A 26,769-nucleotide genomic window follows, 5' to 3' on the forward strand; every position below is an offset into this window, starting at 1 on the left:
GTGCGTGCAAGGCTCGAACGGGCACCCGTATTCTTGGCCTCCACAACCGGCAGCCCGACCGCGCGCCCCCAGCCCCTCCCGCCGGGGCCTCCGTGCGCACCCGGTCCGCCTCCCCCTCGCCGCCCGCCCCGCCGCAGTCGCCCAGAACCGGACCAAACATGACAGTGCTTCACTCGCGCAACGCCGACGCCGCAGACGCCAAGGCCGCCGCAGACGCCAAGGACGCCACGGACCCGGAGCAGAACCGCGGCCAGGCGGCCACGGCGGAGACCGGCCTCCGGGACGAGCTCGGCCGCTACGCCGAACTCGGTGCCTTCACCCTCACCGCCGGAACCCACGCGTGGTACGCCGCCGTCGACACGGTCGCCACCCCCGAGGACGCCCGCGCCGCCTCCACCGCCCTCGCCGAACTCCGCGGCAGCGACCTCCAGCAGACCTGGGAGGCCGTCACCACCCTCGCCGCCGACGCCAAGATCGAGGTGCCCGGCAGCGTCGCCGTCGCGGCACTGTTCGCCGAGACCCTCCAGCGCGTCCACCAGACCTCCGCCACCCTGATCGGCGCCGCGTACGACGCCGACCTGGACGCGCTCGCCGCCGCCACGGCCGACCGGGCCTGGCGCCGGGAGAACGGCGTCAAGCTGTCGTTCCTGCGCGCTCGCGGGCTGCGCAAGCAGGCCGCCGCACTGGTCGCCGGGGGCCGCAAGGCCCGTCCCGAGGAGCTCCACGAGGCGCTCGCCTCGGCCAAGATCGAACGCCGGGCCTGGGCCGTCCTCGCCCCCTCGGGCGCCCTGCCCGTCCCGCCCGCCGACGGCCCGCTGGCGGAGCGGACCGCGGCCGCCTTCGAGGCGATCGGCACCGGCCTGCGCGACCTCGCCCGGCTGCTGCCCGAGCACGACCTGGAGGCGCTGCCGTTCCCCGAGCTCATCGACCTGGTCGAGCGCCTGGCGGCGGACGAGGGCACGCTCTACCGCCTCCCCACCATCCGCTCCCTGCGGACCTCCCTCGAGGAGGCCGGCCTCGCCGACCTGCTCGCCGAGCTCGCCACCGCCCGCGCCGACCGCCGCGCCGCCGAGGCCGCCTACGGCGCCCGCCAGGCCCTGGCCGGGGGCCAGCGCGACGGGCTGGCGACGACGGAAGAGGCGCCCGCCGAGGAGACGGCCGCCGAGGAGGCGCCCGCTGCTGAGGCTGTGGCCGAGGAGACGGCCGTCGAAGAGGCGGCCGTCGAGACCGGGACCGAGACCGGGACCGAGATCGAGGCCGAGATCGCGACTGAGTCTGCGGTCGAGACCGAGACCGAGACCGAGACCGAGGTCGAGCCGGTCGCCGAGAGCAAGACCGAGGGCGTTGACGCGGCGGCCGCCGATGCGGTGACGGAGCCGGAGGCCGAGGCGGAGGCCGCGACCGAGGTCAAGGCCGACGAGCTCCCGGCCGAGGAGCCTGCTGCCGAGGCCCGGCCGCTCGTCGTCTCGCTCCCGGCGCCGTCTCCCGCTGCCGACGACCTGGTGGATGTCGTTCCGGTCGTTCCGGCGCAGGTCGAGGTCGAGGAGCCGGCCGCCGAGGTCGAGGTCGAGGCCGAGCCGGAGGCCGTCGAGGCCGAGGTCGTCGCCGAGGCCGAGTCGGCCGAAGCCGTGGTGGATGCCCCGGTCGAGGTCGTCGAGGTCGAGGTCACTGAGCCCGAGCCGGTTGCCGAGGTTGCTCCGGTGGCCGAGACCGAAGCGGTCGAGTCCGAGGTCGCCGAGCCGGTCGCCGAGTCCGTGCCGGATGTCGCCGAGGCGCCGGTGGTCGAGGAGGTCGCGCCCGAGGTCGTCGAGCCGGAGGCGGCCGCTGAGGCGGAGTCCGCGCCGGTGGTCGAGGTCACCGTGGTCGAGGAGCCGGCCGTCGAGGCCGAGGTCGTCGCCGAGGTCGAGTCGCCCGAGGCCGTGGTGGATGCCCCGGTCGAGGTCGTCGAGGTGACTGAGCCGGAGGCGGTCGTCGAGTCCGAGCCCGAGCCGGTCGCCGAGGTCGCGCCCGAGGCCGTCGAGCCGGAGGCGGCCGCTGAGGCGGAGTCCGCGCCGGTGGTCGAGGAGCCCGTGGCCGAGGAGCCGGTCGCCGAGGCCGTCGAGGTCGAAGCGGCCGCATCGGAGCCGGTCGTCGAGGCCGCCGAGGTCACTGAGCCCCAGCCTGTCGTCGAGCCCGAGCCCGAGGCTGCCGAGCCCGTCGCCGAGGTCGCCGAGCCCGTCCCCGCCGGTCGGCCCGGGAAGCCCGACTTCACGCCGGGCCGCCCGGTGACCGCCTACTCGGCCGACGAACTGCTCGCCGTCGTCCGTTGGCTGGACGGTGACGGGGTCGAGCGCAGCGACGAGGAGCTGCTGCGGGCGGCGATGAAGGAGCTGGGCTTCGGCCGGCTCGGTCCGCGCATCAAGGAGGCGCTGGGCGCCGCCGTGACGGCCGCGCGCGGCTGACCCACCGCACCACCGAAGGGCCCGGTGGAGGCGGTTCGACCGCCTCCACCGGGCCCTTCGCCGTGTTCAGCCGGCCTTGTTCCAGGGGGCGCCGGCCATCAGTGCCTTGACGTTGGCGACGTAGCCCGGGTTCGGGATGGCCAGGCTCCCGCCGGTCTCGCCCGTGACGGGGTCGGTGACGGTGTTGTAGTGCACGTTGCCCGCGCCGGCGTTGTAGGCGGCGATCACCAGGTCGAGCAGCGGCGTCCGGCCGGTGGCCGGGTCGGGGGAGAGGTCGTACTTCCCGCCGAACGAGGAGTCGCCGTAGTAGGCGACCAGCCAGTCGAGCAGCTGGGTGCCGAGCTGGACGTTGCCGGCCAGCGTCCTGGGGTCGGAGGTCGTGCCGAACTTGCTGTTCATCCAGCTGACCGTGGCGGGCATGATCTGCATGGTGCCGATGCCGCCGTCGCAGGCGAGGATGCCGGACTGCCAGCCGCTCTCCTGCCAGGCGATCGCCTTGACCAGGTTGACCGGCAGCGCCGGAAGCCTGTCCGTGCCGCCGCTGCTGAGGAACAGCGTGCGGGACTGGCCGGCGGCCGAGGTGAGCGCCGCCGCGACGGCCTCCTTCGGCTCGTCGGGCTGGGGCTTGGTCGGGGTGCAGCCGCTCTGCAGCGGCGGGACGTGCGGGGTGGCGGGCGCGGGCGGTGGCGGAGGTGCGACCGGTCCGGGCTTCGCGGTCGGCGCGGGGGCCGCGACGACGGCTGCCGGGGCCGGGGCCGCCGGGGGCGTCGTGGCGGCCTTGGGGGCCGGGTCCGCGGGCTTGGCGGTGGTCGGCTTGGCGGTGCTCTGCGACGCGGTCGGGCTCGGCCTGCCCGACTTGCCCGCCGTCGCGCTCGGCGAGGCGCTGGAAGTCGGCGAGGCGCCGGGGCTCGGCGGGGCGCTCGTGCCGGTCGAGGTGCTCGGCGTCGGCGAGGCGGAGGTGTCGACCGTCGGCGTCCCCGAGGGGGAGGCCTCCGCGGCGGCGGCGACCACCGGGACCGGAGTGCCGCCCGCGCGGTCGTCCGCCTTCTTGCTGCCGCAGCCGGTCAGCAGCGCCGTGGACACGGCGGCCGCGGACACCAGCACCAGCGCCTGCCGTGAAGCACGCACCTTCATGGGATGTCGCCCCCCTGATGCGCCGGCCGACCCGGCGCGAAGCGGTCATCCTACGATGGTGCGATCACCGTACTGACGCCTGGCCCCGAGGACGGGGCCGGTACGAAGCGGCGGTGTCCGGCATCCGTTCGGGGCCGCCGCCGGCGGTCCGCGCTCAGCCCGACGCCGCTCCCGGCCGGGCCCGGGCCAGCTGCGCCGCCAGCACCCGGGGCGCCTGCACCAACGACGGTCCGTACCAGGTCAGATGGCGCCCGCTCACCAGGGCCGCCGGGACGCCCGGGAACGCCTCGGGGCCGTCGTCCGCGGCGAACCGGTACGGCTCGTCCGGGAGGACGACCAACTCGGGCTCGCAGGCGCGGAGTTCCGGCAGCGGGATGGCGGGGTAGCGGTCGGGGTGGTCGGCCTGGAGCACCCGGACGCCGAGGCGGCGGAGCAGATCGCCGGCGAAGGTGTCGCGGCCGAGCACCATCCAGGGCCGGCGCCAGATCGGGACGACGGCGCGCAAGGGCGCCGGCCGGGGAGGGAGGCCCGCCCAGGCGGCCTCGGCGGCGTCCAGCCAGGCCGGGCGGGGGAGCCCGCAGGCGGTGGTGAGCAGCCGGTGGAGGGAGTCGAACGCCTGGTCCAGGGTGCGGATGTCGGTGACCCAGACGGGCAGGCCGGCGGCGCGCAGCGCGTCGAGGTCGGGGCGGCGGTTCTCCTCGTCGTTGGCGATGACGAGGTCCGGAGCGAGGGCAGTGATCCGCTGGACGTCGGGGTTCTTGGTGCCGCCGATCCTGGTCACGGCCAGCTCGGCGGGGTGGCTGCACCAGTCGGTGGCGCCCACCAGCAGACCGGGAGCGGTGGCGGCGACGGCCTCGGTCAGCGAGGGCACCAGCGAGACGACCCGCCGGACCGGGCCGGGCCCGGGCGGCACCCGCAGCCCGAGGTCGTCCACCCGGTCGGCCGCGCCGACGGACGGCCGGCCCGACCGCGCCGCCCTCCCGGCGGGCGCTCCTGACGGCTGGTCGGACGGGCGGGCGGCGTGGGAGGTCATCCGGCAACCCTAGGTCCTGTCCGGCCGGTCCTGCCGGTCCGGATCCCAGCCGGGCGCACCGGCCCGGCGGCGGAAAGTCGCGGGAACCGGGTGGGCGCGGCGGCCGACTACCTGGTCCGGGCTCCCAGGACGGAGCCCGAGCACGACCATTGACCAGGAGAGTTCCATGCGCCCTCGCGTGTTCTGCGGCATCGCGGCCGCCATCGCCCTGTTCGCCACGGCCTGCGGGAGCGGCGGTGGGGGGAGCAGCGCCGGAGCCGACCGGACCGGTGGCGCCGGGCAGGCCACCGCCGCCGGGTTCCCCGTGCAGGTGGCGGACTGCCAGGGCCGGGAGACCACCGTCAAGCAGGCCCCGAAGCGCATCGTCACCAGCAACGCCGCGAGCCTGGAGATGCTGCTCCAGCTCGGCGCGGGCGACCGGGTCGTCGGCACCGGGTTCCCGCCGGGCAAGGGCAGCCTGCCGGCGGCGCTGGCCGAGCAGGGTGCGAAGGTGCCGGTGCTGGGCGACAAGGTGATCGCCAAGGAGAAGCTGCTCGGCTCGGGCGCCGACCTCTACGTGGACACCTTCGGCGCGATGCCGATGATGGGCGCAGCGGGTGCCGGGCCGAGCGAGGAGGAGTTCGCGGCCGCGGGCATCCAGCACGTCATGCTGCTCTCCACCGCCTGCGCCGGTACGCCGAAGGCCGCCAAGGCGCCGCGCACCGACCTCGCCGAGGTGGAGAACGACATCCGCCGGCTCGGCGCGGTGACCGGCACGGCGGCCAGGGCCGAGGAACTGGTCGCCGGGATGGAGCGGCAGATCGGCGAGGTCCGCACGGCGGTCGCCGCCGTTCCCGCCGAGCAGCGGCCGAGCTACTTCTTCTTCGACTTCGACGCCGGCACCAAGCAGCCCATGTCGGTCTGCGGCCGGCAGGTCGCCAACGCGGTGATCACCCTGGCGGGCGCGCGCAACGTGTTCGCCGACTGCGACGCCGACTTCAAGCCGGTCTCCTGGGAGGACGTGGTCGCCAAGAACCCGGACTGGATCCAGCTCGCCGTGCGCAACCGCGGCAGCGAGGAGGAGAACCGCAAGGCCTTCGCCGACGCCGAGGCCTTCCTGCGAGGCTTCCCCGCGACGCAGGGCCTGAAGGCCGTCCAGGACGGGCGCTTCCTGCGGATCGGCTCCGAGGTCACCACCATCGCCGGGGTGCGCAACGCCGACACCGTCCGGCAGATCGCCGCCACCGTCCACCCGACGCTCGTCAAGAACGGCCAGTAGGCCGTGGCATCGGCCGCCACCGCCGCCACCACCGGAAGGCGGAGCCGGACGGGGACCTTGCGCGCCGGGCCGCTGGCCGTCGTGCTGGTCCTCGCGCTGGTCGCCGCGCTGACCGCCGCCGTCTCGCTCGGGTCGGTGGACATCCCGCCCGGCGAGGTCTGGTCGGTGGTCGCCCACCGGCTGACCGGCCGGGTGCCCGAGCCCGGCACCCGGGACCTCATCGTCTGGCAACTGCGCGTCCCGCGCGCCCTGCTGGCGGCGATGGTCGGAGCCGGGCTCGGCCTGGTCGGCACCGCCGTCCAGGCGCTGGTCCGCAACCCGCTCGCCGATCCCTATCTGCTCGGGATCTCCTCCGGGGCCTCGCTCGGCGCGGTCGCGGTGATCGTCCTCGGCGGCGGGCTCGGTCTGGAGCTCGCCTTCGGCAGCGCGATCGGGCTGACCATCTCGCTGGCCGCCTTCCTCGGCGCCCTGGCCGCGTTCTCCCTGGTCTGGCTGCTGGCCCGGCGCGGCGGCGGGTTCTCGCCGCTGCGCCTCGTCCTGGCCGGCATCGGCATCGGGCAGTTCCTCACCGGCTTCACCAGCTACCTCGTCCTGCAGACCAGTGACGAACAGCAGACCAGGGGTGTGCTGTTCTGGCTGATGGGCAGCCTCAGCGGCGCCGTCTGGGGCCAACTCGCCGTCCCCGCCGCTGCTGTGGCCCTCGGGCTGGCCCTGCTCCAGGCCCGCGCCCGGGGGCTGAACGCGCTGCTGATGGGCGACGAGACGGCGGCCGGGCTCGGGGTGGACGTCACCCGGCTGCGCCGCGAGGTCTTCGTCGTCACCAGCGTGCTGACCGGTGTGCTGGTCGCCGTCTCGGGGGCGATCGGCTTCGTGGGGCTGATGGTGCCGCACGTCTGCCGGCTGCTGGTCGGCGGCGACCACCGCCGGCTGCTGCCGCTGTCCGCCCTCACCGGGGCGGTGCTGCTGGTGGTGGTCGACACCGTCGCCCGGACCGCCCTGGACACCCAGGAGCTGCCGATCGGGGTCGTCACCGCGGTGATCGGCGCACCCACCCTGCTCTACCTGCTGGACCGACGACTGGAGCGGAATTGAGGATCGCGGTAGAGGACCTGAGCGTCACCCTGTCCGGGCGGACGGTGGTGGCCGGTGTCCACCTGGTCGCCAAGGAGGGCGAGATCGCCGGGCTGGTCGGCCCGAACGGCAGCGGCAAGTCCAGTCTGCTGCGCACCGTGTACCGGCATCTGCGGCCGAGTGCCGGGCGGGTGCTGCTGGCCGGTCGGGAGCTGGCCGGGATGACCGCCGCGCAGTCCGCCCGGCACATCGCCGCGCTGCCCCAGGAGCGCGGCGGGGACTTCGAGCTGACCGTCCGCGAGGTGGTGGCGATGGGCCGCACCCCGTACAAGCGGGCCTTCGCGGGGGACGACGCCGAGGACCACCGCCTGGTCGCGGACGCCCTGGAGCGGGTCGAGATGGCGGACTCGGCGGACCGCCGGTTCGCCCAGCTCTCCGGCGGCGAGCGCCAACGGGTGCTGCTGGCACGGGCCCTGGCCCAGCAGCCGGACGTGCTGGTGCTGGACGAGCCGACCAACCACCTGGACGTCCGGCACCAGGTCGAGCTGCTCGCGCTGCTGCGCGAGCAGCGCCGCACCACGCTGATCGCGCTGCACGACCTCAACGCGGCGGCCTCGGTCTGCGACCGGCTGCACGTCCTGCACCGCGGCGCCCTGGTGGCGTCCGGGGCGCCGCGCGACGTGCTGACCGCCGAGCTGCTCGCCGAGGTGTTCGGCGTGCGGGCGGCGGTGGTCGAACACCCGCTCACGGGAGACCCGTTGATCGCGTTCGACCACCGCACGCCCGCCTCGGCGACCGGGCTGCCGAAGCGTCAGGAGGTCTCGTAGTGGCTGGGGCGGCCGTCGCGCTCCACCAGGCGGCCGATCCTCCCGGCCTCCTCGCTGCGTAGCAACTCCCACTGCCCGTCCGGTCGGTGCAGCACCGCGGAGTGCCACGGCGTCATCCAGGCGTCGGCGGCCTCCAGCAGCCGGATGCCGAACTTCGCCGCGCCGACCCGCTGCGGGTGGATGGAGAACCGGAAGGACCGCGGGTGCTGCTCGGCGATCAGGGCGCCCCAGGCGCGGCTGCGCTGGATGACGCCGTACGCGCGCCGGCGGCAGTCGCGCTGCAGGGCGGACCTGGTGCCGGCGAAGTCGGCGGTGTCCTCGGTGAGGAACCGGGTGATGCCGCGGTAGAGGCGCAGGGTCTCCTCGTCGGTCAGCACCTGCTCGCGCAACTCTTCCTTGCCGGGCGCGTACTTGGCGTGCACCCGGGCCCGCTTCTCGTCGAACGGCAGGTCGCCGAGGACGGCCCGCAGGTCGAAGGTGGCGAGGTGGCTCAGCCCCTCGCGCGCGATCATCGCGGTCAGCGCGTCGGAGTACTGGTCGATGTGCTCGTCGGGGACGTGGATCAGATCGCCGAAGATGTGCCCGTCGGAGCAGATGAGGATCTGCGCGCCGGGCTCGTAGATCCTGCCGATCTCCTCGCAGAGCCGGTCGAGGAAGGTGAGCGAGAGCCGCTCGCCCTCGTCGGGCAGGTGGCTGAGCACCTTGGCGGGGTTGGGCGACTTGCAGGGGAAGCCGGGCAGGGTGAACACGATCGGGTCGCCGGCGGCGACGAAGTCGGCCAACTGCTCCAGTTGGAGCGGGAAGTCGGCGGTCGTGGCGTTCACCTCGGGGTCGGAGGCGCGGCGGTGCGGCAGCAGCAGGTCCAGGATCGCGGCGCAGATCCGCGGCACGGACTGCCGGTCGGGGGCGTCCGGCCGCCGGACGACGTCCGGGCGGGCGGTGCCGGCCAGGGCAGTGGTGGCGGTCGGGGAATCGGTGGCGACGCCGGCGGGCGGCATGGTGGTCCTCCACGGAAACGTTCGGTGTGCGGGCTTCGGGGCAGGCGGGAGCCACGCCCCGGCGGCGGGCGCCGGGGCGGTGAGCAGGGAGTGCCGGGGAGCCGTGGGGCGGTCAGACCCGCTTGTCGTAGGCGACCGGGAGGCGGTTCACGCCCCGGGCCAGGACGGCGGGCACCCAGGTGAGCGCGTCGATCCCCTCGCCGTCCTCGGCGGACGGGCGCAGCCCGGGCAGCCGGGTGAGCAGGGTGGCGACGGCGATCTGGAGTTCGAGCCGGGCCAGGGCGGCGCCGGGGCAGTAGTGGATGCCGTGACCGAAGGCCAGGTGGGCGTTGGGGGTGCGGTCGAAATCGAGGACGTCGGCGTCCGGGAACTGCTCGCCGTCGCGGTTGGCGGCGCAGAGCGAGACGATCACGGAGTCGCCGGCCGGGACGGTGGTCCCGTACAGGTCGCTGTCCTCGGCGAAGAAGCGCCAGGTGGTGAGCTCGAACGCGGCGTCGTGGCGCAGCAGTTCCTCCACCGCCCGGGCGAGCAGGTCCGGGTCGGCGGTGATGCCGTCGCGCAGCCGGGCGAGCTGGTCGGGGTGGCGCAGCAGGGTGATCAGCATGGTGGTGATCTGGTTGGTGACGGGCTCCTGGCCGGCCACCAGCAGCTGGAACACGATCGAGTCGCGCTCCTCGGGGGTCAACTCGCCCGCGTCGCAGGCGGCGACGAGCCGGCCGAGCAGGTCCACGTCGGGCCCGGCGGGGTCGTGGTGGGCGCGCTTGTGGGCCACCACGTCGGCGATGTACCCCTGGAGGCCGCGCAGCCGGCCCTCGTAGGCCGGTCGGCCCGGGTCCTGCGGGCCGACCGGCTGGACGACCTTGCCCCAGTCGCGGTCGAACCGGGCGGCCAACTCCTGTGGCAGTCCGATGACTTCGGCGAGCACCCGGAAGGGGTAGTGGGCCGCGAAGCCGGCCACCAGGTCGGCGCCGCCGGTGTCGGGCAGCTCGTCGACCAGGGCGTCGGCGAGCTCCTGGACGCGCGGGCGCAGGGACTCCACCCGGCGCGGCGCGAAGGCGTCCAGGACGAGCCGGCGCATCTGCGTGTGCTTCGGCGGGTCCTGGTGCAGCAGGTGGACCTGGAGCTGGGAGTGCTGCGGCTCGGGCATGATCGAGGCGAGCCGGCGCCAGCCCTCGTTGCCCAGGGCGTGGTTCTTGCCGAGCCGGGGGTCGTTGAGGGTCTCGTGGGCGGCCCGGTAGCCGGTCACCAGCCAGGCGGCGATCCCGCTCGGGAACCGCACCCGGTGGACCGGTCCGGCCTCGCGCATCCGCCGGTAGAGCGGGTAGGGGTCGCTCTTGTACTCGGGCCCGTACAGCGGTACCGGGTCCGGGAGTTCGTCGTGTCCGAACGGGCAGCGCGGGGTCTCCGCCGGGCTGCCCGCGGTCGGATCGTGGACGGTGTCGGTCATGCGGTGGTCCTCCGGTCGGGGTCTGTGGTGCGCGCACGACGGCGCTTCGTCAAGCCCTGGAGCCCGTGGCGCTGTCGGCGCCGTCGGTGCTCGTGATGCTGTCGGTGCTCCTGGCACGAGCGGTGCTCTCGGCACTGGCAGCGCTCTCGGCACGATCGGTGCTCCGAGTGCTGTCGGAGCTCGCAGGACTGGTGGAGCTCTTGGTGCGGTTGGTGCGGTGGTGCAGGGCGAGGAGGGCCACGGCGGTGGTGGCCGCGAGCGTGGCGATGACCAGCCCGGCCCGGACGGCGGTGGTGCCGGTGCCGCCGAACAGGGCGGCGGCGGTGGCGAGGGCCGGTCCGAGGGCGAAGCCGAGGCTGCGGGCGAGCTGGACGGCGGAGCCGGCGGTGGCCAGCTGCTTCGGCGCGGCGGCGCTCATCACCATGGCCTGCACCGGGCCGCCGTTGAAGCCCATGCCGGCCCCGGCGAGCGCGAGCCGCCAGGAGATGTCGCCCGGCGTCCAGTCGGTGTCCAGCGGGACGAGCAGCAGCAGGCCGGCCGCGGTGACGGTGGCGCCGGTGAGCGCGGTGGGCCTGGCGCCCCAGCGGTCGGCCAGCCGCCCGCCGAAGCGACCGGCCAGCACCATGCCGAGCGGGAACGCCAGCATGGTCAGCGCGGTGGTGGTGGCGCTGATCCCGTCGTCCCGGCGCAGGTGCTGGGCGAGCAGGTAGTGGGTGGCGGCGAAGCCCGCGGCCAGCGCCAGCACCGAGCCGTTCACGGCGGCGGTGCCGGAGGCGCGCAGCACGGCCGCGACCGGCCGCCCGCCGGGTCGGCGCAGCCAGCGGACGACCAGCGGGGCGGCGGGCAGGGCGAGCAGCAGCCAGGCGGGTGCGTCGGGAGCGAGGGTGAGCCCGAGCAGGACGGCGGCCACCGCGGAGCCGATCAGCGCGGCGTCGGCGAGCGAGCCCCGGTCGGGCAGTCGCAGCCGCCCGCCGCGCGGGGCGTGCCGGTGGGCGATCAGCAGCGCGGCCAGGCAGACCGGCAGTTTGACCAGGAAGATGGCCCGCCAGCCGACGTGGTCGAGCAGCAGGCCGCCGATCACCGGCCCGGTGACGGCGCCGAGCGGGCCGAGGGTGGCGGGCACGCTCATCGCCCGGCCGCGCAGCTGCGGCCGGACGGCGGTGGCGGCCAGCACCGGCATCAGCACGAACAGCACGGCGCCGAAGGCGCCCTGGGCGAGTCGCGCCGCGACCAGCCAGCCCGCCCACGGCGCGACGGCGGCCAGCACGCTGCAGAGCGCGAAGCAGCTCACCGCGAGCAGCAGGGCGGACCGGGTGCCGACCTGGTCGAGCCAGCGCCCGGCCGGCAGCAGCAGGGCCACCAGCGGGAGTTGGTACCCGAGGACGGCCCACTGGGCGGTGGTCGACGAGACGTGCAGTCCCTCGGCGATGTCGGTGAGGGCCAGGTTGACGACGTTCATGTCGAGCATCGCCACGAACGAGAGCAGCCCGGCCGCCACGACCAGGATCCATCTGTCCTGCGGCTGTGCCGGACCGTCACCCGGCCCGGTGGCCGGCGCCTGTCGCGCTGCCATGGTCCTCCTCCGCTTCCCGGTGCTGTACCGGACACCGCCCCGGCGGCGGGGTCCGGTACAGCAGTCGGAGGCGAGGGAGCTCCGGTTCCGAACACTTGGGGGAATTTCCCGGTTGGCCGGAATGTGGCGGCGGTGACCGGTCGTGGCCGATCGCAACCGGTCCCGGTCGCAGTCGTAACGATCAAGATCGGCCATGGCGGGTCGGTGGAAATAGCGGCGCCCGTTCCGGGGTTGGAGCCAGGCACGACGCACGGTCGCGGCAGGACCGAAAGGATCATCATGAAGATCGGCATCATCGGCGCGGGCAACATCGGCGGCAACCTCACCCGCCGGCTGACCTCCCTCGGACACGAGGTGTCCGTGGCCAATTCGCGCGGCCCGCAGACCCTGGCCGCGCTCGCCGAGGAGACCGGCGCCACGCCGGTCACCGCGACGGAGGCGGCGCGCGGCGCCGAGGTCGTGGTGGTGACGGTGCCGCTGAAGAACGTGCCGGACCTGCCGTCCGGCCTGTTCGACGGCGCCGCCGAGGGCTTCGTCGTGATCGACACCGGCAACTACTACCCGCAGCAGCGGGACGGGCGGATCGCGGCCATCGAGGAGGGGCAGACCGAGAGCCGGTGGACGGAGCAGCACCTCGGGCACCCGGTGGTGAAGGCGTTCAACGGCACCTACGCCGAGGACCTCCTGGAGCGGCCGCGCCCGCAGGGGCACCCGGAGCGTCTGGCGCTCCCGGTGGCCGGTGACGACGCGGCCGCCAAGCGCGTCGTCCGCGCCCTGATCGACGAGTTGGGCTTCGACAGCGTGGACGCGGGCGGCCTGGACGAGTCCTGGCGCCAGCAGCCCGACAGCCCCGTCTACGGACTGCGGGAGGGTGTCGACGCGGTCGTCAAGGCGCTGGCCGAGGCCTCGCCCGAGCGGCCCGCGGCGTTCCGGGCCAAGGCCTGACGGCAGCGGTCCACGGCGGCCGGGTGCGATCCGGCGGGGAGACGGCGGGAGACGGCGCGGAGACGACGGCGGCGGGCGGCGGGCAGCTGCCCGGGCTCCGCACCTCGGGCCTTCGGCCGTCCGCGTGATGCCTGCCGGGCCGGGCACGGCGGCTGCTCCCCGGGTCGGACGCGCCCGGGCCGGTCCACGGGCGGCCGCGCCGGCGTCGCCACCGGCCGGCCCGGGCGTGCGGTGCTCCCGCAGGCCCGGGCCGACCGGTGGCGCGGTGTCAGCCGGGGCGTCAGCAGGCGGCGGCCAGTGCGGCGGCCGGCCCGGGTGCGGCCGGGTGGCCGCCCTCGGCCGCCCGCAGGCGCGCTATCAGCTCCTCCCGGGCCCGGGCCACCCGGGAGCGGACGGTGCCGACCGGGCAGCCGGCCACCTCGGCGGCCTCGGCGTAGCTCAGACCGACCACCTGGGTGAGCACGAAGGCCTCGCGGCGCTGCGCGGGCACCCGGTCGAGCAGGTCGTCGAGCGCGACCCCGTCCTCGAACCCGGCGGCGGGCGGGGTGGTCTGCCGCTCGGCGGCCTCCTGCCAGTCCGGCAGTGCGGCGCAGCGCGGCCGTGCGGCGGCCGTGCGGTAGCGGTCGATGACGGTCCGCCGGGCGATCGACAGCAGCCAGGTGCGGGCGGAGGAGCGGCCGGCGAAGCCGGGCAGGCTCCGCAGGGCGCGCAGGAAGGTCTCCTGGGCGAGGTCGTCGGCGGACTGCACGTCGGTCAGATGGGCGACGAACCGCCAGACGTCCCGCTGGGTGGCCCGGACGAAGGCCTCGACATCGGCCGGCCGGCCCGCGCGGGCGGCGAGGGCCAGGGCGGTCAGCTGCTCGTCATCCATTCCGGCCCCCCACCCGGACGGTCCGGTACGGCGCCGGGTGCGCGACGATGGACGTATGAGATGCGCCCACTTCCGTACCGCTCTGTCCGCCCGTCTCGACGGCGAGCCGACCGGTCTGCCGGACCGGCGGCTGGACAAGCACCTCGCGCGCTGCGAAGCCTGTCGCGAGTGGCTGGAGCGGGCGGAGCGGCTGCGCGGCCGGGTGGCGGCGGCCGGTGCGGACGGGCCCTCGGCGGACTGGTCGGCGCAGCTGCTCGCGAGCCTCGGACAGCGGGGGCGGGGTACTGACGAGCCCGGCGCCGATGCGTCCGGCCCGGCCCGGGCCGACACAGCCGGAGCGGGAGCGGACGGCGCGGAGACGGACGGCGCGGAGACGGCCGGAGCAGGGGCGGCCGGAGCCGGTGCGAGCGGGACAGATGTGGACGGGCTCGGCGTGACGGGCGGCCCCGGGCAGGGGGACGGCCGGTCGGCGCCGGAGCGGTAGGACGGTGGCGCCGGGCGAGGCCGGTGCGCCGTCGTAGTCAGGCATGAAGAGGTCCTGAGGGGATAGCTCGGGAGCGCTGGCCGCTGCGGGCGGCGCGCTCGGCGTCGGTGGGACGCGCACGGGCCGCCGTGCCCCGGCAGGGGGCGGCGAGGGGTGCGGGCCCGGGCCCCGGCGGCGCGGCCGTTCGGCCACGGCACGGCACGGGGCGACCTGCCCACCGCGAGGCGGACGCCGCAGCGGCGTCGGGCGATGGGCGCGTCAGCAGACGGGAGCGAGGACCGGCGGGCCGCGCCGGACGAGGGCGTGCGAGAGCAGGACCGGCCGGGGCGGCCGGGCCCGGCGGGCGGCGGGCCGGGGCGGAACGGGCGGTTCGAACCCGCGCGGCCGGGCGAACAGGGCCAGCAGCGCGAGCGGCAGGACCCCCGTCAGTACGGTGCCCAGCGCGCCCAGCAGCTCGAACAGCCGGGCCAGCGCCGTCTCGCCGCGCCAGAGCAGCAGCGCGCAGGCGAGCGCGGCGAGCAGGTGGGCGGCGATCATCCCGGCCGACATCGAGTGCGCCATGTCGTGGCCGGACATCCCCGGCATCCCCGACATCCCCGGCAGGTCGGGTGCGCTCGACAGGCCGGACGCCGGCGCGTCGCCGGACAGACCCGGTCCGCCGCCCATGCCCGCCATCGAGTGGCCCGGGGACGCCGCGGCCGGCGCCCGGCCCGCGGCGGCCGCCGTACCGAGGTGGTGCGCCCCGGTCAGGGCACGGACGCCGGCCGTGGGCGGCACGTCGGGGTCGATCCCGGCCATCCGGGCCAGGTCGGCCGGTGAGATCCCGACGGGTGCCCGGTCCGGATTGCAGAGCAGCAGGCCGGCCCAGTCCGTGGTGGCGAGCCGGCCGATCCCGCCGCGGTCGGCGGACAGCGCCCCGGCCTGTTCGAACATCAGGTGCAGCGCGCTCTGCGCGGCGACCATCCAGACACTGATCGGACCGAGCCCGCGCCGCTTGCCGGCGAGCAGCCAGCCGAAGCCGAGGGTGAGACCGAAGGCGCCCGCCAGTACCGGTGCGGAGACCCCGGCGCCGGCCATGGCGACGTGCGCCGCGGCGGCCAGCGCCACGCAGAGCGCGGCGAAGACCACGGCGCGCAGTGCGCGGATCCGGTCGGTCATCACGATGGCACTCATCGTCGCATTCGCCCTCGCCGGGCTGTACCGCCCCCTCGGGTATTGGCCGGTTCCACCCCCGTGAGAGCATGCCCGGCCGCCCGGTCCGGGCCGTTCGGCCGGGCCCCCGGGCCGGTGCGCCGCCCCGGCGGCGCGGACCCGCGATGCCCTCGGGACCGGACCGGGGCACGGTCGGCACCGGCCGGTGCGGGCCCGTGCGGTAGAGGCGGTTCGTACGGTTGCCCCGGCCCGGCTTGTCCGTTCCGGCACGGGACCGCCGCCCGCGCCCGCCCGTACCGTTCGGGCACCGCGCGGCGCTGCGCCGGCGGTCGGACGACGGCACGGGGCCGGTGAGCAGGGAGAGGCGGGCGGGCCGATGTACTGGCTGGTTCACGACTATCGCGAGGACGATCTCGCGGCGGTGGTCCACTTGATCGACACCACGGCGGAGCTCGGCCAGGAGTCGGTGTTCTCCCTGGCGGAGTGCATCAGCGCGCTGACCTCCCGCCAGCCGGCCGTGGTCGCCGTGCACCAGGGCGCGCCGATCGGTGCCGCGCTCGCCTGCGTGGCGGGCGAGCGCGCCTGGGTGATGCGGATCGCGATCGCCCCGGCCTGGCGCGGCCGGGGCCTGGCCAGCTCGCTGCTGCGCGAGCTGGAGCGCCGCCTGGTGGCCTGTCGGGTCCGGCGCATCGCCTATGTGCTGCCCGAGGAGGAGCTGCTCGGCGAGGGCCTGCACAACGCCGGCTACACCCGTCGCCCGGCCGCCGCCTACTTCGAGAAGGACGAGCCGCAGGCGGGCGCGGCGAGCGGTCTGCTGGAGGAGCTGGGCGGCCGGCTGCTGCCCGGCGACCTCTGGGCCAAGGTGGCCGGGATGGAGACGGAGAAGACCCTGATCGAGCGCCGGGTGGTGGCGCCGCTCGCCGAGCCCGAGCGGGCGGCACGGCACGGCGTGCGCCCGCCGCGCGCGATCGCCCTGTTCGGGCCGCCCGGTACCGGCAAGACCACCTTCGCCCGGGCGATCGCCTCCCGGCTCGGCTGGCCGTTCGTCGAACTGCTGCCGTCCCGGCTGGCCGACGAGGGCAATCTGGCGGCCGCGCTGCGCGACGCCTTCGCCCGGATCGGCCAGTTGGAGCGGGCCCTGGTCTTCATCGACGAGGTGGAGGAGATCGCGCCGCTGCGCACCGAGGGCGTCCAGGGCGGGATGCACGGCGTCACCAACGAGCTGCTCAAGCTCATCCCGGGTTTCCGGGAGGGCGAGGAGCGGCTGCTGGTCTGCGCCACCAACTCGATCCGCTCGCTGGACCCGGCCTTCCTGCGCCCGGGCCGCTTCGACTACCTGATCCCGATCGGCACTCCCGACGCGGCCGCCCGCTCCGCGATCTGGTCCCGGTACGCGGCCGGCCGGGCGGACGTGGACCTCGACGCGCTGGTGGGCGCGAGCGAGCTGTTCACCCCGGCGGACATCGAGCACGCCGCCCGGGTGGCCGCCCAGGCCGCCTTCGAGCGGGACCTCGCGGGGGTCGGCTCCGCCGCTACGGGCTCCGCCGGGGCCGTCGTCGGGGGCGGCGTGCCCGGGCGGGACCCCGCCGAGGGCGCGAGCACGGCGGACTACCTGGCGGCCATCGCGCAGGCCCGGCCGACCGTCACCCCGGCGATGATCGAGGAGTTCGGCGCGGACATCACCTCGCATGCGCGAGTCTGAATATCAGCCAATCGCATGGTAGTTGTGGTTTGACAGCCTGCCTGTCGGTGCTGACTAAATGTGGGCACCGACAGGACAGGAGGCCCGGTATGGGCACAGTGGCCGCATCCGACGCCCCCGCCGTCGACCTCGCCGACCCCGGGTTCTGGCAGCTGCCCGCGCCGGCCCGCGCCGCCGCCTTCGCCGAACTGCGCCGACTGCCCGCCCCGGTCTTCGTCGGCGAGCGGTCGGTCGGGCGGTCGGGCGGGCGGACCGGCGATCGGTCGGGCGAGCAGTCGGGTGAGCGACCCGGCAGGCGGTCGGCCGACGGCCCCGCCAAGGGCTTCCACGCCCTGGTCCGGCACGCCGACGTGGTCGAGGCCAGCCGCACCCCCGCGGTGTTCCTCAGCGGTCCCGGCGTCACCACCCCCGAACCCGCCCGCTGGGTACGGCTGCTGTTCGGCGACTCGATGGTCAACCTGGACGACCCCCGGCACGCCCAGCTGCGCCGGATCGTCTCCCGGGCGTTCACCCCGCGCCTGATCACCCGGGTCGAGGACGACATCCGCCGGGTGGCCGCCCGGCTGGTCGACCAGGTGGAGCGGCACCGGCCCGAGGACTTCGTCACCTCGGTGGCCGCCGAGCTCCCCTTCCAGGTGATCTGCAACATGATGGGCATCCCGGAGGAGCCCCGCCGCGCGATCCTCGACCAGGTCAACCACGCCTCCGAGAACACCGGTGTCGCGCGCCCGCTGCGCAGCCGGATCCGGGTGCCGGGGAAGGGTCTGCGGGCGCTCGCCCGGATGCAGGGCATGGTCGCCGAACTCGGCCGCGAGCGCCGCCGCCGGCCCACCGACGACCTGATCTCCGCCCTGGTCACCGCCGACGTCGACGGCCGCCGGCTGACCGGGCGGGAGCTCGGCGCGTTCTTCTCGCTGCTGCTGGTCGCCGGTGTCGAGACCACCCGCAACGCGCTGGCCCACGGCCTGCACCTGCTCACCGCCCACCCCGAGCAGCGCGCCCTGCTGCTCGGCGACCTCGACCGCCACCTCGGCGGCGCGGTGGACGAGATCGTCCGCCACTCGACGCCGATCATCCAGTTCCGCCGCACCCTGGCCGTCGACCACCGGCTGGGCGGCCCCGACGGCCCCCTGCTGCGGGCGGGGGAGAAGGTGGTGCTCTACTTCGGCTCCGCCAACCGCGACGAGACCGTCTTCACCGACCCGGACGCCTTCGACATCACCCGCACCCCCAACCCGCACCTCGGCTTCGGGGGCGGCGGGCCGCACTACTGCCTGGGCGCGCACCTCGCCCGGCAGGAGATGAAGGTGCTCTACCGGGAGCTGTTCACCCGGCTGCCCGCGGCGCGCTCGGTGGGCGAGCCGGAGCTGATCCCGTCCAGCTTCGACCACCGGGTGCGGGCGCTGCGCTTCACCTTCTGAGGCCCGGTCCGGCCGGCCACCGGGCCCGGGAGCCCCGCCGGGCCGGGCCCGCGGCCGGGCGGGGCGACCGGCCGCTCCTACCCGCCGGTCGGGATGCCGCGGTCGGCCTTCACCTGCTTCATCGTCAGGTGCGAGTTCACCTGCGCGATGCCCGGCAGCCCGGAGAGCACATCGGTGATGAACCGCTCGTAGGCCGCGATGTCCGCCACCGCGATCCGCAGCAGGTAGTCCGGTTCGCCGAAGAGCCGGTGCGCCTCCGTCACCTCCGGCAGCTCCGCCACCCGGCGTTCGAACTCGGCCACCGTCGCCCGGTCCTCGTGCCGCATGGTGATCGTCACGAAGGGCTGGAAGCCGCGACCGACCGCCGCGCCGTCCAGCAGCGCCCGGTAGCCGCGGATCACGCCGTCCTGCTCCAGCTGGCGGACGCGGCGCAGGCACGGCGAGGGGGTGAGGTCCACCCGGGCGGCGAGTTCGGCGTTGGTGAGGCGGCCCTCCTGCTGGAGCTCCTGGAGGATTCTGCGGTCGATACGGTCCATGGCGCAATATTCTGCCAAATTGCGGCATAGAGGGGCACGAACTGGCCATCGTGTGCCGGCCCGATCCGGCTACCTTCAGTGACCGAGCCGCCGGAACGAACACGACAGGTCACCGCCATGGACACGCACGCCCTCCTCCTCTTCCTGGGGGTCGATCTGCTCCTGGTCTGTACCCCCGGCCCCGACTGGCTCTACATCGCCGCCCGGGGCCTCGGCCAGGGCCGCCGCGCCGCCCTCGTCGCGGTCGCCGGTGTCTGCGCCGGCTACGCCGTGCACACCCTGCTCTCCAGTGCCGGCCTCGCCGCCGCGCTGCGCGCGGTGCCCGCCGCCCTGCCGGTGCTGCGGCTGACCGGCGCCGCCTACCTGCTGGTGCTGGCCGCCGGCATGCTCCTCGCGCTGCGCCGGGGCGGGGCCACCGCCTTCACCGGGGCCCCGCCGCAGCCCACCGCCACCGTGCTGCGCCAGAGCATGCTCACCGCCCTGCTCAATCCCAAGGGCCTGCTGCTCTACCTCTCCCTGGTGCCGCAGTTCGTCGAGCCGGCCGCCGCGCTGCCGGTCGGGGGCCAGGTGCTCGCCCTCGGCTCGCTCAACGTGCTGGCCTGCGCGGTCGTCTACGGCCTGGTGGCGCACGCCAGCGGCCGTCTCGGCGGCCGGTTCGGCGCCACCCCGCAGGCCGCCCGGCGGATGACGGTGGTCTCCGCGGTGCTGCTGATGCTGGTGGCGGGCGTCACGGCGAGCGCCTGAGATCGGGAGCAGAATGCGGGCATGACAGAGAGTCCGACGCCCGTCGCCCCGTTCGACGCCCCGGCCCCGCACGACGCTCCCACCGCGCACGCCTGGGCCGCGCTGGGCGGGCCCGCCGACCTGCTGGAGCGGGTCTCCTTCCACGGGCCCGACGGCGTCCTGCCCGCCCGGCTCCCGGTCCGGCAGCTGGCCCGCGCCACCGTCGCCGCCTGTTCGCTGGCCGCCGCGGAGCTGTCGGCGCTGCGGTCCGGCGGCCGGGTGCCGGCGGTCCGGATCGACCAGGGCGCGGTGGCCACCGCCTTCGTCAGCGAGCGCCACCTGCGGATCGACGGCCGCACCCCCGTCAGCTTCGCGCCGCTCTCGGGCTTCTGGCAGACCGCCGACGGCTGGGTCCGCACCCACGCCAACTACCCGCACCACCGGGACCGGCTGCTCACCGCGCTCGGACTGCCCGCCGGCGCCGGGCCCGAGGCGCTGGCCGGGACGCTGCGCGAGCACCCGGCCGAGTGGATCCAGGAGCGCGCCCACGAGGCGGGCGCCCTCGCGGTGGCGGTCGCGCCGGTGAGCGGCACCACGCACCCGCTGGTCGAGACCCGGGTGGTCGGCACCGCCGCCGCCCGCCCGCTCGGCCCCGGTGGCCTGCCCGCCGAGGGCGTCCGCGTCCTCGACCTCACCCGGGTGATCGCCGGCCCCGTCGCCACCCGCTCGCTCGCCCTGCTCGGCGCCGACGTCCTGCGGGTCGACCCGCTCCGGCTGCCCGAGGCCGAGGACGCGCACGCCGACACCGGCTTCGGCAAGCGCTCCACCCGGCTGGACCTCGCCGCCCCCGGTGACCGCGCGGTCCTCGAAGGCCTGCTGGCCACGGCCGACGTCGTGGTGACCGGCTACCGCCCCGGCGCCCTGGACGCCTTCGGCCTGGCGCCCGCCGAGCTGCTCGACCGGCACCCCGGCCTGGTCGTGGCCCAGCTCTGCGCCTGGGGCTGGACCGGCCCCTGGGCCGGACGCCGGGGCTTCGACAGCCTGGTCCAGGCCGGCGTCGGCATCGCCGCCACCGAGGGCGTCGCCGACGGCCGCCCCGGCGTGCTGCCGGCCCAGGCGCTCGACCACGGGACGGGCTACCTGATCGCCGCCGGCGTCCTGCGCGCCCTCACGGACCAGCGCATCGGCCGCCCCGGCGGCCGCCACCTGCGCTACTCGCTGGCCGGCACCGCCTCCTGGCTGCAGCACGGCATCGGGCCCGCCGGCCCGGGCCCGGTGGCCGGGGAGCCGTACGACCCGCAGCACTGGATCGCCGAGACCGACTCCCCGTACGGCCGGCTGCGTCACGCGCTCCCGCCGCTCGGTTACGAGGGCGGCCCCGCGGACTGGTCGCGCCCGCCGGGCCGCTGGGGCACGGACGCGGCGGCCTGGCGCTGACCGGCCGTCGGCGGGCGCAGGGCCGCCGGACGGCACCCGGGGCGTTGTCGGGGGCGGGTGGCAGGATCTCCGGCATGACCGCACACGCGACCGACTACGCCTGGTTCGAGACCGGGGAATTCGCACCGATCAGGGAGGCGTACTGCCTGACCATGGTCGAGGGGGTGTCCGGCGGGGAGCTGCTCCGCCGGTTCGGCGCCGCCCCCGGCCGGCGGGTCACCGGCGTCCAGGAGGTGCTGGAGGCCTGGGAGCAGTACGAGGACGGCGAGGGCGAGGCGGACGAGGCGCTGCACGGGCGCGAGGACGAGGACCTGCTGGTCGTCGCGGTCGCCGAACTCGACGGCTGGACGGTGGCCCTGGAGGTCAACGGCTACCTCGGGACGACCTGGGAGCTGCTGCCCGGCCTCGCCGAGGGCACCAGGCTGGTCTCGCACTTCCGGAACGTCAACGCCGTGGACCACTTCCACTGGCAGGAGGGCGGGCGGAACCGGCTGCACTTCGAGCCGCTCTTCCCGGCGGAGCGCGACGGCAGCGACGCGGACGCGGTGGCGGAGCTGCTGGCGGAGGTCGGCTTCGACGTCAGCGCGGCCGAGGGGCGGAGCATCGAGCGGACCACCGCCGCGGCCTTCGCCCTCGGGGAGGAGCTCACCGGCCTGCGGCTGACGCCGGAGCGGCTGCGGACGGCGGAGTTCGTGATCGGCTACGTCCCCGAGCCGTAGGCCGCGGCCCGGCCGGGCCGAGCCGCGGTGAGCCGTGCCGAGGGCCCGCCCGGCCGAGCCGTGGTGCGGCCGCGGCCCGGCCGGGGCCGTGGCGTCAGACGCCGGACGGGATCTGCTTGGCCCGGCTGCGGACCTGGAAGGCCGTCACGATCTCGATCAGGCCGAGGATCAGCAGCCAGCACCCGGCGAGGACGGTCAGGGCGGTGATCGAGCCGACCGGCCAGACCATCAGCAGCACCCCGGCCACCGTGTTGGCCGCACCGGCGAAGGCCTGCCAACCGCGCGCGGGCATGTCGGCGTCCGAGATCGCGGCGACGAGCTGGGTGATGCCCCGGAACAGCCAGCCGATGCCGATCCAGATCGCCAGCAGCAGCAGCGACTGCACCGCGCTGCGGAAGCAGAGCAGGCCGAGCAGGACGCAGATCGCGCCGCTGATGAAGGCCAGCACCCGCATCGCGGTGGTGGCGTGGGTGCCGAAGGCGGCGACCAGCTGCACGATGCCGATGACCAGCAGGTAGAGGCCGAACAGGACACCCACCACCATCAGGGTCTGCTTCGGCCAGGCGAACACGATGATCCCGAGGGCGAGCGAGACGAGCCCGGCGAGCAGCAGCACCTGCCAGGCGGCCTTGGCGAGCAGCCCGAGCGGGCCTTGGACCGGGGAACCGTTGGGGGTGATGATCGGGGAGACCACGGCGGCGTACTCCTGGCGGCTTGTGACGGGCAGAGGACACTCCTGACGATCGTCGCGGGGGCCGCCCGCCGCCTGTCGGGTTCGCCCGTTCGGGGGACGGAACTGATCGTCCCTCGGACACCGGAACGACACCTCCCGATCACTCGCCGTCGATATGATCCGGCGATATGACTTCTGAAGGGTGGGGGACCCCTCCGGTCGAGCCGATCAGCCAGCACTACATCGTGTGCGGCGGCAACGCACTCGCCCACCGGCTGGCCGTCGAACTCGTCGAACACTACGAAGTGCCGGTGGTGGTGCTGGTCCCGGACCGCACCCGTGACCACGCGCCGCAGATCGAGCAGCTGCCCGGGGTGGCCGCCGTGGTCGAGTACAGCAGTGTCACCGAGGAGGCGCTGCGGGCCGTCCGGGTCGAGACCGCGCGCGGGATCGCCCTGGTCGACGGCAGCGACCAGGAGAACATCCACACCGCGCTCAGCGCCCAGGACCACAATCCCGGCATCCGCATCGTGCTGCGGATGTTCAACCAGCGGCTCGGCGACAACATCGAACGGCTGCTGAGGAACGGCACCGCGCTCTCCGGTTCGGCCACCGCCGCGCCCGCCTTCGCCGCCGCCGCGCTGTCCCGGCCCAACTCCGTCCAGGTCGGCGACCGCTTCCTGCACATCGCCTACGACGAGGACATCGACTCCAGCCGGATCTGCGTCGTCGCCGACCGGATCGACCGGCAGGACCTCAGCCGGATCCGGCTGCTGCCCGAGCAGGAGGGGGACTCGGCGCCCTTCGTCCGGCTGGCCAGCGCGTTCGGCGACGACGGGCCGGTGCGCCGCGTCCGGGGTGCGGGCCCCGGCGGTGCGGGCCCGGAGCCGGAGCCGTCGGCCGACCCGGCCCGGGAGCCCGCGGCGCAGCCGGACCGGGCCGCCCAGGACCGGGCCGCCCAGGACCGGGTCCCGGAGCAGCGACCGGGTCAGGAGCCCGGTCAGGAGCCCGGTGGGGTGGCCGCCCTGCAGGCGCTGCCCAGCGAGCCGCCGATCCGGATCGGCTGGTCGCGCCGGCTGCGCTGGCGCCTGCTCGACACCCTGCGCTACTTCACCAGCGCCCGGCTCCGGCTGGTGCTGATCACCGCGCTGGCGGCGGTGCTGATGGCCTTCGGCCTGCTCTGGTACCTCAACCGGGACTTCGGCTGGTCGCTCTACGTCTCGCTGCTCGACCTGGCCGGTGCGGCCCAGCCCGACCAGCACGCCGACGCGGCCGCCGGGACGGGCACCGGCGGCACCTGGCAGCGGGTCGCCCAGGTGGTGATCACCTTCTGCGGGATCACCTTCGCCCCGGTCGCCACCGCGATCATGGTGGAGGTGCTCGGCTCCGGCCGCCGGGGCCAGCCCCGCAACCCCGGCGCGGGCACCCGGGACCACGTCATCGTGGCCGGGCTGGGCAACCTCGGCACCCGGGTGGTGGCCCAACTGCACGGCCTGGGCGTGCCGGTGGTCGGTCTGGAGCGCGACCCGCAGGCCCGCGGCATCTCCGCCGTCCGGGCCCTGGGCGTGCCGGTGGTGGTCGACGACGGTCCGCTGGAGGAGCAGCTGCGCCGGGCCCGGCTGAAGCACAGTCGCGCCGTGGTCGCGGTCAGCGGGGACGACGCCACCAACCTGGAGGCGGCCCTGGAGGCGCGGGCCGGGAAGCCGGACGTCCGCGTGGTGGTCCGGCTGTTCGACGACAACTTCGCCCGGCACGTGTACGCGACGCTGGACAACGCGGCGTCCCGCTCGGTCTCCTACCTGTCGGCGCCGGCCTTCGCCGCCGCCCTGATGGGGCGTGAAGTGCTGGGCACCCTCTCGGTGTTCCGGCACGTACTGCTGATCGCGGAGCTGCGGGCCGAGGAGGGCGGCGCACTGGTCGGCATGAACCGGCACGACCTGGAGGACCCGGGCGGGGTCCGGGTGATCGCCGTCCGGCTCGCCGACCGGCCGCACCTCTACACCTGGAACTACGCCGACCGCACCCGCCGGCTCGAACCGGGTGACCGGATCGTGGTCGCCGCCAGCCGCAGCGGGTTCGCCAGGCTCAACACCGCTGTGGTGGACGAGACCTGACGATTCCTCAGGTGGCCGGGCGGGGGCGGAACCGGTCGCCCCCGCCCGTACCGCGTCAGCGGTGGGTGAACTTCGCCGGGCGCTTCTCGGCGAAGGCGGTCATGCCCTCCTTCTGGTCCGCGGTGGCGAAGGTGGCGTGGAAGAGCCGGCGTTCGAAGCGGACGCCCTCGGCCAGGGTGGTCTCGAAGGCGCGGTTGACGCTCTCCTTCATCATGATCGCGGCCGGGGCGGACATCCCGGCGACCTTCTCGGCGGTGGCGAGCGCCTCGGTGAGCAGGTCGTCGGCGGGGACGATCCGGGAGACCAGGCCGGCGCGCTCGGCCTCCTCGGCGCCCATCATCCGGCCGGTCAGGCAGAGTTCCATCGCCTTGGCCTTGCCGACGGCGCGGGTCAGCCGCTGCGAGCCGCCGATGCCGGGGATGACGCCGAGCTTGATCTCCGGCTGGCCGAACTTCGCCGTGTCGGCGGCCAGCAGGATGTCGCACAGCATCGCCAACTCGCAGCCCCCGCCGAGGGCGAAGCCGGCCACGGCCGCCACCACGGGCTTGCGCAGCTCGCCGAGCCGGTCCCAGGGGCCCAGCCAGTCGTCCAGGTAGACGTCGGGGAACCGGTTGCCCTGCATCTCCTTGATGTCGGCGCCGGCCGCGAAGGCCTTCTCCGAGCCGGTGATCACCAGACAGCCGATCTCCGGATCGCGGTCGAAGGCGGTCGCGGCCGCGACGACCTCGTTCATCAGCTGCGTGTTGAGCGCGTTCAGCGCCTTCGGCCGGTTGAGCGTGATCAGCCCGACCCGGCCCTTGCGCTCGACCAGGATCGTCTCGTAGGTCTCGGTCATCGCCGTTGACTCCCATTCCGCTGCTCGGCACCACACCGGGTGCGTCCTGACCACCCAACGATCTCCGACCTGCCCGGCTCCGCGCCAGTCTTGCCATGCGAGACGGTCGTCACGAGTGCGCCGGTGCACCCGGTCGCCCGGCGGACCGGGCGGGGTCGGGCCGGCCCGCCGGGTCGGGGCGGCCGACCCCGGTCAGGCCAGGCCGAGTTCGTCGCCCTCGCGCGGGGCGAAGAACCGGTCGACGTCCGCCGCGGTGACGGCGGCCGGCTCCGCCGGGGACCAGCGCGGGTCGCGGTCCTTGTCGACCACCTGGGCGCGGATGCCCTCGACCAGGTCCGGCGTGGTCAGGGCGTGGCAGGAGACGCGGTACTCCTGGTCGAGCACCGCCTCCAGCGAGGGCAGGGCGCGGGCCCGGCGCAGCGCGGCCAGGGTGACCTTGACGGCGGTCGGCGCGTTGCCGAGCAGCTGCTCGGCGGCCTCCTTGGCCTCGGGGACGCCGCAGCCCAACAGCCGCTCGACGATCTCCTCGACGGTGTCGGCGGCGTAGCAGGAGTCGATCCACTCCCGCCGGTCGGCCAGCGCGGCGGGCGGAGCGGGCGCGGCGTGGGCGGCCACGGCGGCGGTGAGGCCGGCGCCGGTGAGGTCGGCGGTGCCCGTCAGGGCGTCGAGCAGCGCCGGGATCCGCGCCGAGGGCACGAAGTGGTCGGCGAAGCCGCAGAACAGCGCGTCGCCGGGGCCCATCGAACCCGAGGTGAGGCCGAGGTGGGTGCCCGACTCGCCCGGGGCGCGGGCCAGCAGCAGGCTGCCGCCGACGTCCGGGACGAGGCCGATCCTGGTCTCCGGCATCGCCACGACGGACCGCTCGGTGACGATCCGCACGGCGCCGTGCGCGGAGAGGCCGACGCCGCCGCCCATGGTGATGCCGTCCATCACCGCGAGGTACGGCTTGGGGTAGCGGGCGATCAGCGCGTTCAGCCGGTACTCGTCGCGGAAGAACGCCCGGGCGCCGGCGCCGCCCGCCTTGGCGTCGTCGTGCAGGGCCCGGATGTCCGCCCCCGCGCAGAGGCCGCGCTCGCCCGTACCGGTCAGCACCACGGCGCGGACGGCGTCGTCCGCCGCCCAGCCGTCCAGCGCGGCCCGGACGGCCGTGATCATGTCGTGGGTCAGCGAGTTGATCGCCCTCGGCCGGTCGAGCACGATCCGCCCGACCCCGCCGTCCCGGTAGGCCTGCACCTCTGCGCTCATCGGGCCCGCTCCCCTTCGTCGTCGCTGTCCGTCGTGAAGATCCCACCGTCACCGTACTAGGCCGCCTCCGGCCCGGGACGTGCCGGAGGCGGCGCCGGGGGCCGGCGCCGCCTCCGCGACGGGTGGTTCG

At 75.4% G+C, this 26,769-nt stretch carries 23 protein-coding genes; 12 read left to right on the forward strand and 11 right to left on the reverse strand.

Features of this window, described 5'->3' with window-relative positions:
• Nucleotides 1-158 precede the first annotated feature (158 nt).
• Nucleotides 159-2,441, forward strand: a complete 2,283-nt coding sequence (locus ACWDRR_RS15290; protein WP_449772648.1) for a hypothetical protein — start codon at nt 159-161, stop codon at nt 2,439-2,441.
• A gap of 66 nt (nt 2,442-2,507) precedes the next feature.
• Here ACWDRR_RS15290 and ACWDRR_RS15295 read toward each other — a convergent pair whose 3' ends face one another.
• Entirely contained in the window at nt 2,508-3,569 is a 1,062-nt protein-coding gene (locus ACWDRR_RS15295) for a lytic transglycosylase domain-containing protein (RefSeq protein WP_449772649.1), read from the reverse strand.
• A 160-nt stretch (nt 3,570-3,729) separates the two neighbouring features.
• Nucleotides 3,730-4,608 (reverse strand): helical backbone metal receptor, encoded by an 879-nt coding sequence (locus ACWDRR_RS15300; protein ID WP_449772650.1) that lies wholly within the window; start codon nt 4,606-4,608, stop codon nt 3,730-3,732.
• Nucleotides 4,609-4,774: 166 nt separating this feature from the next.
• On the opposite strand from ACWDRR_RS15300, the gene ACWDRR_RS15305 reads away from it, so the two are divergent.
• From ACWDRR_RS15305 to ACWDRR_RS15315, 3 genes are read left to right on the forward strand one after another with little or no spacing between them, the layout of a single operon-like run.
• On the forward strand, nt 4,775-5,866 hold the full coding sequence (locus tag ACWDRR_RS15305; RefSeq protein WP_449772651.1) for an ABC transporter substrate-binding protein: 1,092 nt from the start codon (nt 4,775-4,777) through the stop codon (nt 5,864-5,866).
• Between the two features lie 57 nt (nt 5,867-5,923).
• Nucleotides 5,924-6,958: a FecCD family ABC transporter permease gene (locus tag ACWDRR_RS15310; RefSeq protein WP_449772652.1), complete on the forward strand. Its 1,035-nt coding sequence runs from the start codon at nt 5,924-5,926 to the stop codon at nt 6,956-6,958.
• On the forward strand, nt 6,955-7,764 hold the full coding sequence (locus ACWDRR_RS15315) for an ABC transporter ATP-binding protein (RefSeq protein WP_449772653.1): 810 nt from the start codon (nt 6,955-6,957) through the stop codon (nt 7,762-7,764). Before ACWDRR_RS15310 ends, ACWDRR_RS15315 begins: the two co-directional genes overlap by 4 nt.
• On the opposite strand, the gene ACWDRR_RS15320 is transcribed toward ACWDRR_RS15315, so the two are convergent.
• From ACWDRR_RS15320 to ACWDRR_RS15330, 3 genes are all read right to left on the reverse strand, one after another.
• On the reverse strand, nt 7,749-8,762 hold the full coding sequence (locus tag ACWDRR_RS15320; RefSeq protein ID WP_449772654.1) for an L-tyrosine/L-tryptophan isonitrile synthase family protein: 1,014 nt from the start codon (nt 8,760-8,762) through the stop codon (nt 7,749-7,751). The two genes, ACWDRR_RS15315 and ACWDRR_RS15320, sit on opposite strands and share 16 nt — an antisense overlap.
• A gap of 112 nt (nt 8,763-8,874) precedes the next feature.
• The gene (locus ACWDRR_RS15325) at nt 8,875-10,209 is read right to left on the reverse strand and encodes a cytochrome P450 family protein (protein WP_449772655.1); all 1,335 of its coding nucleotides are present in this window, start codon (nt 10,207-10,209) and stop codon (nt 8,875-8,877) included.
• Between the two features lie 49 nt (nt 10,210-10,258).
• Nucleotides 10,259-11,782, reverse strand: a complete 1,524-nt coding sequence (locus ACWDRR_RS15330) for an MFS transporter (protein WP_449772656.1) — start codon at nt 11,780-11,782, stop codon at nt 10,259-10,261.
• Nucleotides 11,783-12,061: 279 nt separating this feature from the next.
• Here ACWDRR_RS15330 and ACWDRR_RS15335 point away from each other — a divergent pair, with 279 nt between their 5' ends.
• Nucleotides 12,062-12,727: an NADPH-dependent F420 reductase gene (locus ACWDRR_RS15335; protein ID WP_449772657.1), complete on the forward strand. Its 666-nt coding sequence runs from the start codon at nt 12,062-12,064 to the stop codon at nt 12,725-12,727.
• A gap of 280 nt (nt 12,728-13,007) precedes the next feature.
• On the opposite strand, the gene ACWDRR_RS15340 is transcribed toward ACWDRR_RS15335, so the two are convergent.
• Nucleotides 13,008-13,598 (reverse strand): sigma-70 family RNA polymerase sigma factor, encoded by a 591-nt coding sequence (locus tag ACWDRR_RS15340; RefSeq protein ID WP_449772658.1) that lies wholly within the window; start codon nt 13,596-13,598, stop codon nt 13,008-13,010.
• Between the two features lie 55 nt (nt 13,599-13,653).
• On the opposite strand from ACWDRR_RS15340, the gene ACWDRR_RS15345 reads away from it, so the two are divergent.
• Nucleotides 13,654-14,082 (forward strand): zf-HC2 domain-containing protein, encoded by a 429-nt coding sequence (locus ACWDRR_RS15345; protein ID WP_449772659.1) that lies wholly within the window; start codon nt 13,654-13,656, stop codon nt 14,080-14,082.
• A 258-nt stretch (nt 14,083-14,340) separates the two neighbouring features.
• On the opposite strand, the gene ACWDRR_RS15350 is transcribed toward ACWDRR_RS15345, so the two are convergent.
• Nucleotides 14,341-15,255, reverse strand: a complete 915-nt coding sequence (locus ACWDRR_RS15350) for a hypothetical protein (RefSeq protein ID WP_449772660.1) — start codon at nt 15,253-15,255, stop codon at nt 14,341-14,343.
• Between the two features lie 355 nt (nt 15,256-15,610).
• Between ACWDRR_RS15350 and ACWDRR_RS15355 the strand changes: the two genes are divergently transcribed.
• Both ACWDRR_RS15355 and ACWDRR_RS15360 read left to right on the forward strand, forming a co-directional pair.
• A complete protein-coding gene (locus ACWDRR_RS15355) occupies nt 15,611-16,936 on the forward strand; it encodes an ATP-binding protein (protein WP_449772661.1) in 1,326 nt (441 codons plus the stop codon).
• Between the two features lie 89 nt (nt 16,937-17,025).
• On the forward strand, nt 17,026-18,357 hold the full coding sequence (locus tag ACWDRR_RS15360; protein WP_449772662.1) for a cytochrome P450: 1,332 nt from the start codon (nt 17,026-17,028) through the stop codon (nt 18,355-18,357).
• A gap of 77 nt (nt 18,358-18,434) precedes the next feature.
• Here the strand turns inward: ACWDRR_RS15360 and ACWDRR_RS15365 are convergent, their stop codons facing one another.
• A complete protein-coding gene (locus ACWDRR_RS15365) occupies nt 18,435-18,893 on the reverse strand; it encodes an Lrp/AsnC family transcriptional regulator (RefSeq protein WP_449772663.1) in 459 nt (152 codons plus the stop codon).
• 117 nt (nt 18,894-19,010) lie between these two features.
• Here ACWDRR_RS15365 and ACWDRR_RS15370 point away from each other — a divergent pair, with 117 nt between their 5' ends.
• From ACWDRR_RS15370 to ACWDRR_RS15380, 3 genes are all read left to right on the forward strand, one after another.
• On the forward strand, nt 19,011-19,637 hold the full coding sequence (locus ACWDRR_RS15370; protein WP_449772664.1) for a LysE family translocator: 627 nt from the start codon (nt 19,011-19,013) through the stop codon (nt 19,635-19,637).
• Nucleotides 19,638-19,658: 21 nt separating this feature from the next.
• Nucleotides 19,659-21,053 (forward strand): CoA transferase, encoded by a 1,395-nt coding sequence (locus tag ACWDRR_RS15375; RefSeq protein WP_449772665.1) that lies wholly within the window; start codon nt 19,659-19,661, stop codon nt 21,051-21,053.
• 74 nt (nt 21,054-21,127) lie between these two features.
• On the forward strand, nt 21,128-21,772 hold the full coding sequence (locus ACWDRR_RS15380; protein WP_449772666.1) for a DUF6461 domain-containing protein: 645 nt from the start codon (nt 21,128-21,130) through the stop codon (nt 21,770-21,772).
• 94 nt (nt 21,773-21,866) lie between these two features.
• Here ACWDRR_RS15380 and ACWDRR_RS15385 read toward each other — a convergent pair whose 3' ends face one another.
• Nucleotides 21,867-22,466: an HdeD family acid-resistance protein gene (locus ACWDRR_RS15385; RefSeq protein WP_449772667.1), complete on the reverse strand. Its 600-nt coding sequence runs from the start codon at nt 22,464-22,466 to the stop codon at nt 21,867-21,869.
• Nucleotides 22,467-22,633: 167 nt separating this feature from the next.
• Between ACWDRR_RS15385 and ACWDRR_RS15390 the strand changes: the two genes are divergently transcribed.
• Nucleotides 22,634-24,559, forward strand: a complete 1,926-nt coding sequence (locus ACWDRR_RS15390) for an NAD-binding protein (protein ID WP_449772668.1) — start codon at nt 22,634-22,636, stop codon at nt 24,557-24,559.
• A gap of 55 nt (nt 24,560-24,614) precedes the next feature.
• Here ACWDRR_RS15390 and ACWDRR_RS15395 read toward each other — a convergent pair whose 3' ends face one another.
• Together ACWDRR_RS15395 and ACWDRR_RS15400 are read right to left on the reverse strand one after the other, a co-directional pair.
• A complete protein-coding gene (locus ACWDRR_RS15395; RefSeq protein WP_449772669.1) occupies nt 24,615-25,394 on the reverse strand; it encodes an enoyl-CoA hydratase in 780 nt (259 codons plus the stop codon).
• Nucleotides 25,395-25,586: 192 nt separating this feature from the next.
• Nucleotides 25,587-26,639 carry an enoyl-CoA hydratase/isomerase family protein gene (locus tag ACWDRR_RS15400; protein WP_449772670.1) on the reverse strand — a complete coding sequence of 351 codons (1,053 nt, stop codon included), beginning with the start codon at nt 26,637-26,639 and terminating at the stop codon, nt 25,587-25,589.
• Nucleotides 26,640-26,769: the final 130 nt, after the last annotated feature.

The organism is Kitasatospora sp. NPDC003701 (genome assembly GCF_053587085.1).

Bases quoted from the DNA above. Each gene is read 5' to 3' on its own strand.
- ACWDRR_RS15355 (WP_449772661.1), top strand. From the start codon at position 15,611: ATGTACTGGCTGGTTCACGACTATCGCGAGGACGATCTCGCGGCGGTG.
- ACWDRR_RS15325 (WP_449772655.1), bottom strand. From the start codon at position 10,209: ATGACCGACACCGTCCACGATCCGACCGCGGGCAGCCCGGCGGAGACC.
- ACWDRR_RS15290 (WP_449772648.1), top strand. From the start codon at position 159: ATGACAGTGCTTCACTCGCGCAACGCCGACGCCGCAGACGCCAAGGCC.
- ACWDRR_RS15360 (WP_449772662.1), top strand. From the start codon at position 17,026: ATGGGCACAGTGGCCGCATCCGACGCCCCCGCCGTCGACCTCGCCGAC.
- ACWDRR_RS15375 (WP_449772665.1), top strand. From the start codon at position 19,659: ATGACAGAGAGTCCGACGCCCGTCGCCCCGTTCGACGCCCCGGCCCCG.
- ACWDRR_RS15365 (WP_449772663.1), bottom strand. From the start codon at position 18,893: ATGGACCGTATCGACCGCAGAATCCTCCAGGAGCTCCAGCAGGAGGGC.
- ACWDRR_RS15320 (WP_449772654.1), bottom strand. From the start codon at position 8,762: ATGCCGCCCGCCGGCGTCGCCACCGATTCCCCGACCGCCACCACTGCC.
- ACWDRR_RS15340 (WP_449772658.1), bottom strand. From the start codon at position 13,598: ATGGATGACGAGCAGCTGACCGCCCTGGCCCTCGCCGCCCGCGCGGGC.
- ACWDRR_RS15300 (WP_449772650.1), bottom strand. From the start codon at position 4,608: ATGACCTCCCACGCCGCCCGCCCGTCCGACCAGCCGTCAGGAGCGCCC.
- ACWDRR_RS15350 (WP_449772660.1), bottom strand. From the start codon at position 15,255: ATGAGTGCCATCGTGATGACCGACCGGATCCGCGCACTGCGCGCCGTG.
- ACWDRR_RS15400 (WP_449772670.1), bottom strand. From the start codon at position 26,639: ATGAGCGCAGAGGTGCAGGCCTACCGGGACGGCGGGGTCGGGCGGATC.
- ACWDRR_RS15395 (WP_449772669.1), bottom strand. From the start codon at position 25,394: ATGACCGAGACCTACGAGACGATCCTGGTCGAGCGCAAGGGCCGGGTC.
- ACWDRR_RS15330 (WP_449772656.1), bottom strand. From the start codon at position 11,782: ATGGCAGCGCGACAGGCGCCGGCCACCGGGCCGGGTGACGGTCCGGCA.
- ACWDRR_RS15305 (WP_449772651.1), top strand. From the start codon at position 4,775: ATGCGCCCTCGCGTGTTCTGCGGCATCGCGGCCGCCATCGCCCTGTTC.
- ACWDRR_RS15370 (WP_449772664.1), top strand. From the start codon at position 19,011: ATGGACACGCACGCCCTCCTCCTCTTCCTGGGGGTCGATCTGCTCCTG.
- ACWDRR_RS15335 (WP_449772657.1), top strand. From the start codon at position 12,062: ATGAAGATCGGCATCATCGGCGCGGGCAACATCGGCGGCAACCTCACC.
- ACWDRR_RS15380 (WP_449772666.1), top strand. From the start codon at position 21,128: ATGACCGCACACGCGACCGACTACGCCTGGTTCGAGACCGGGGAATTC.
- ACWDRR_RS15390 (WP_449772668.1), top strand. From the start codon at position 22,634: ATGACTTCTGAAGGGTGGGGGACCCCTCCGGTCGAGCCGATCAGCCAG.
- ACWDRR_RS15345 (WP_449772659.1), top strand. From the start codon at position 13,654: ATGAGATGCGCCCACTTCCGTACCGCTCTGTCCGCCCGTCTCGACGGC.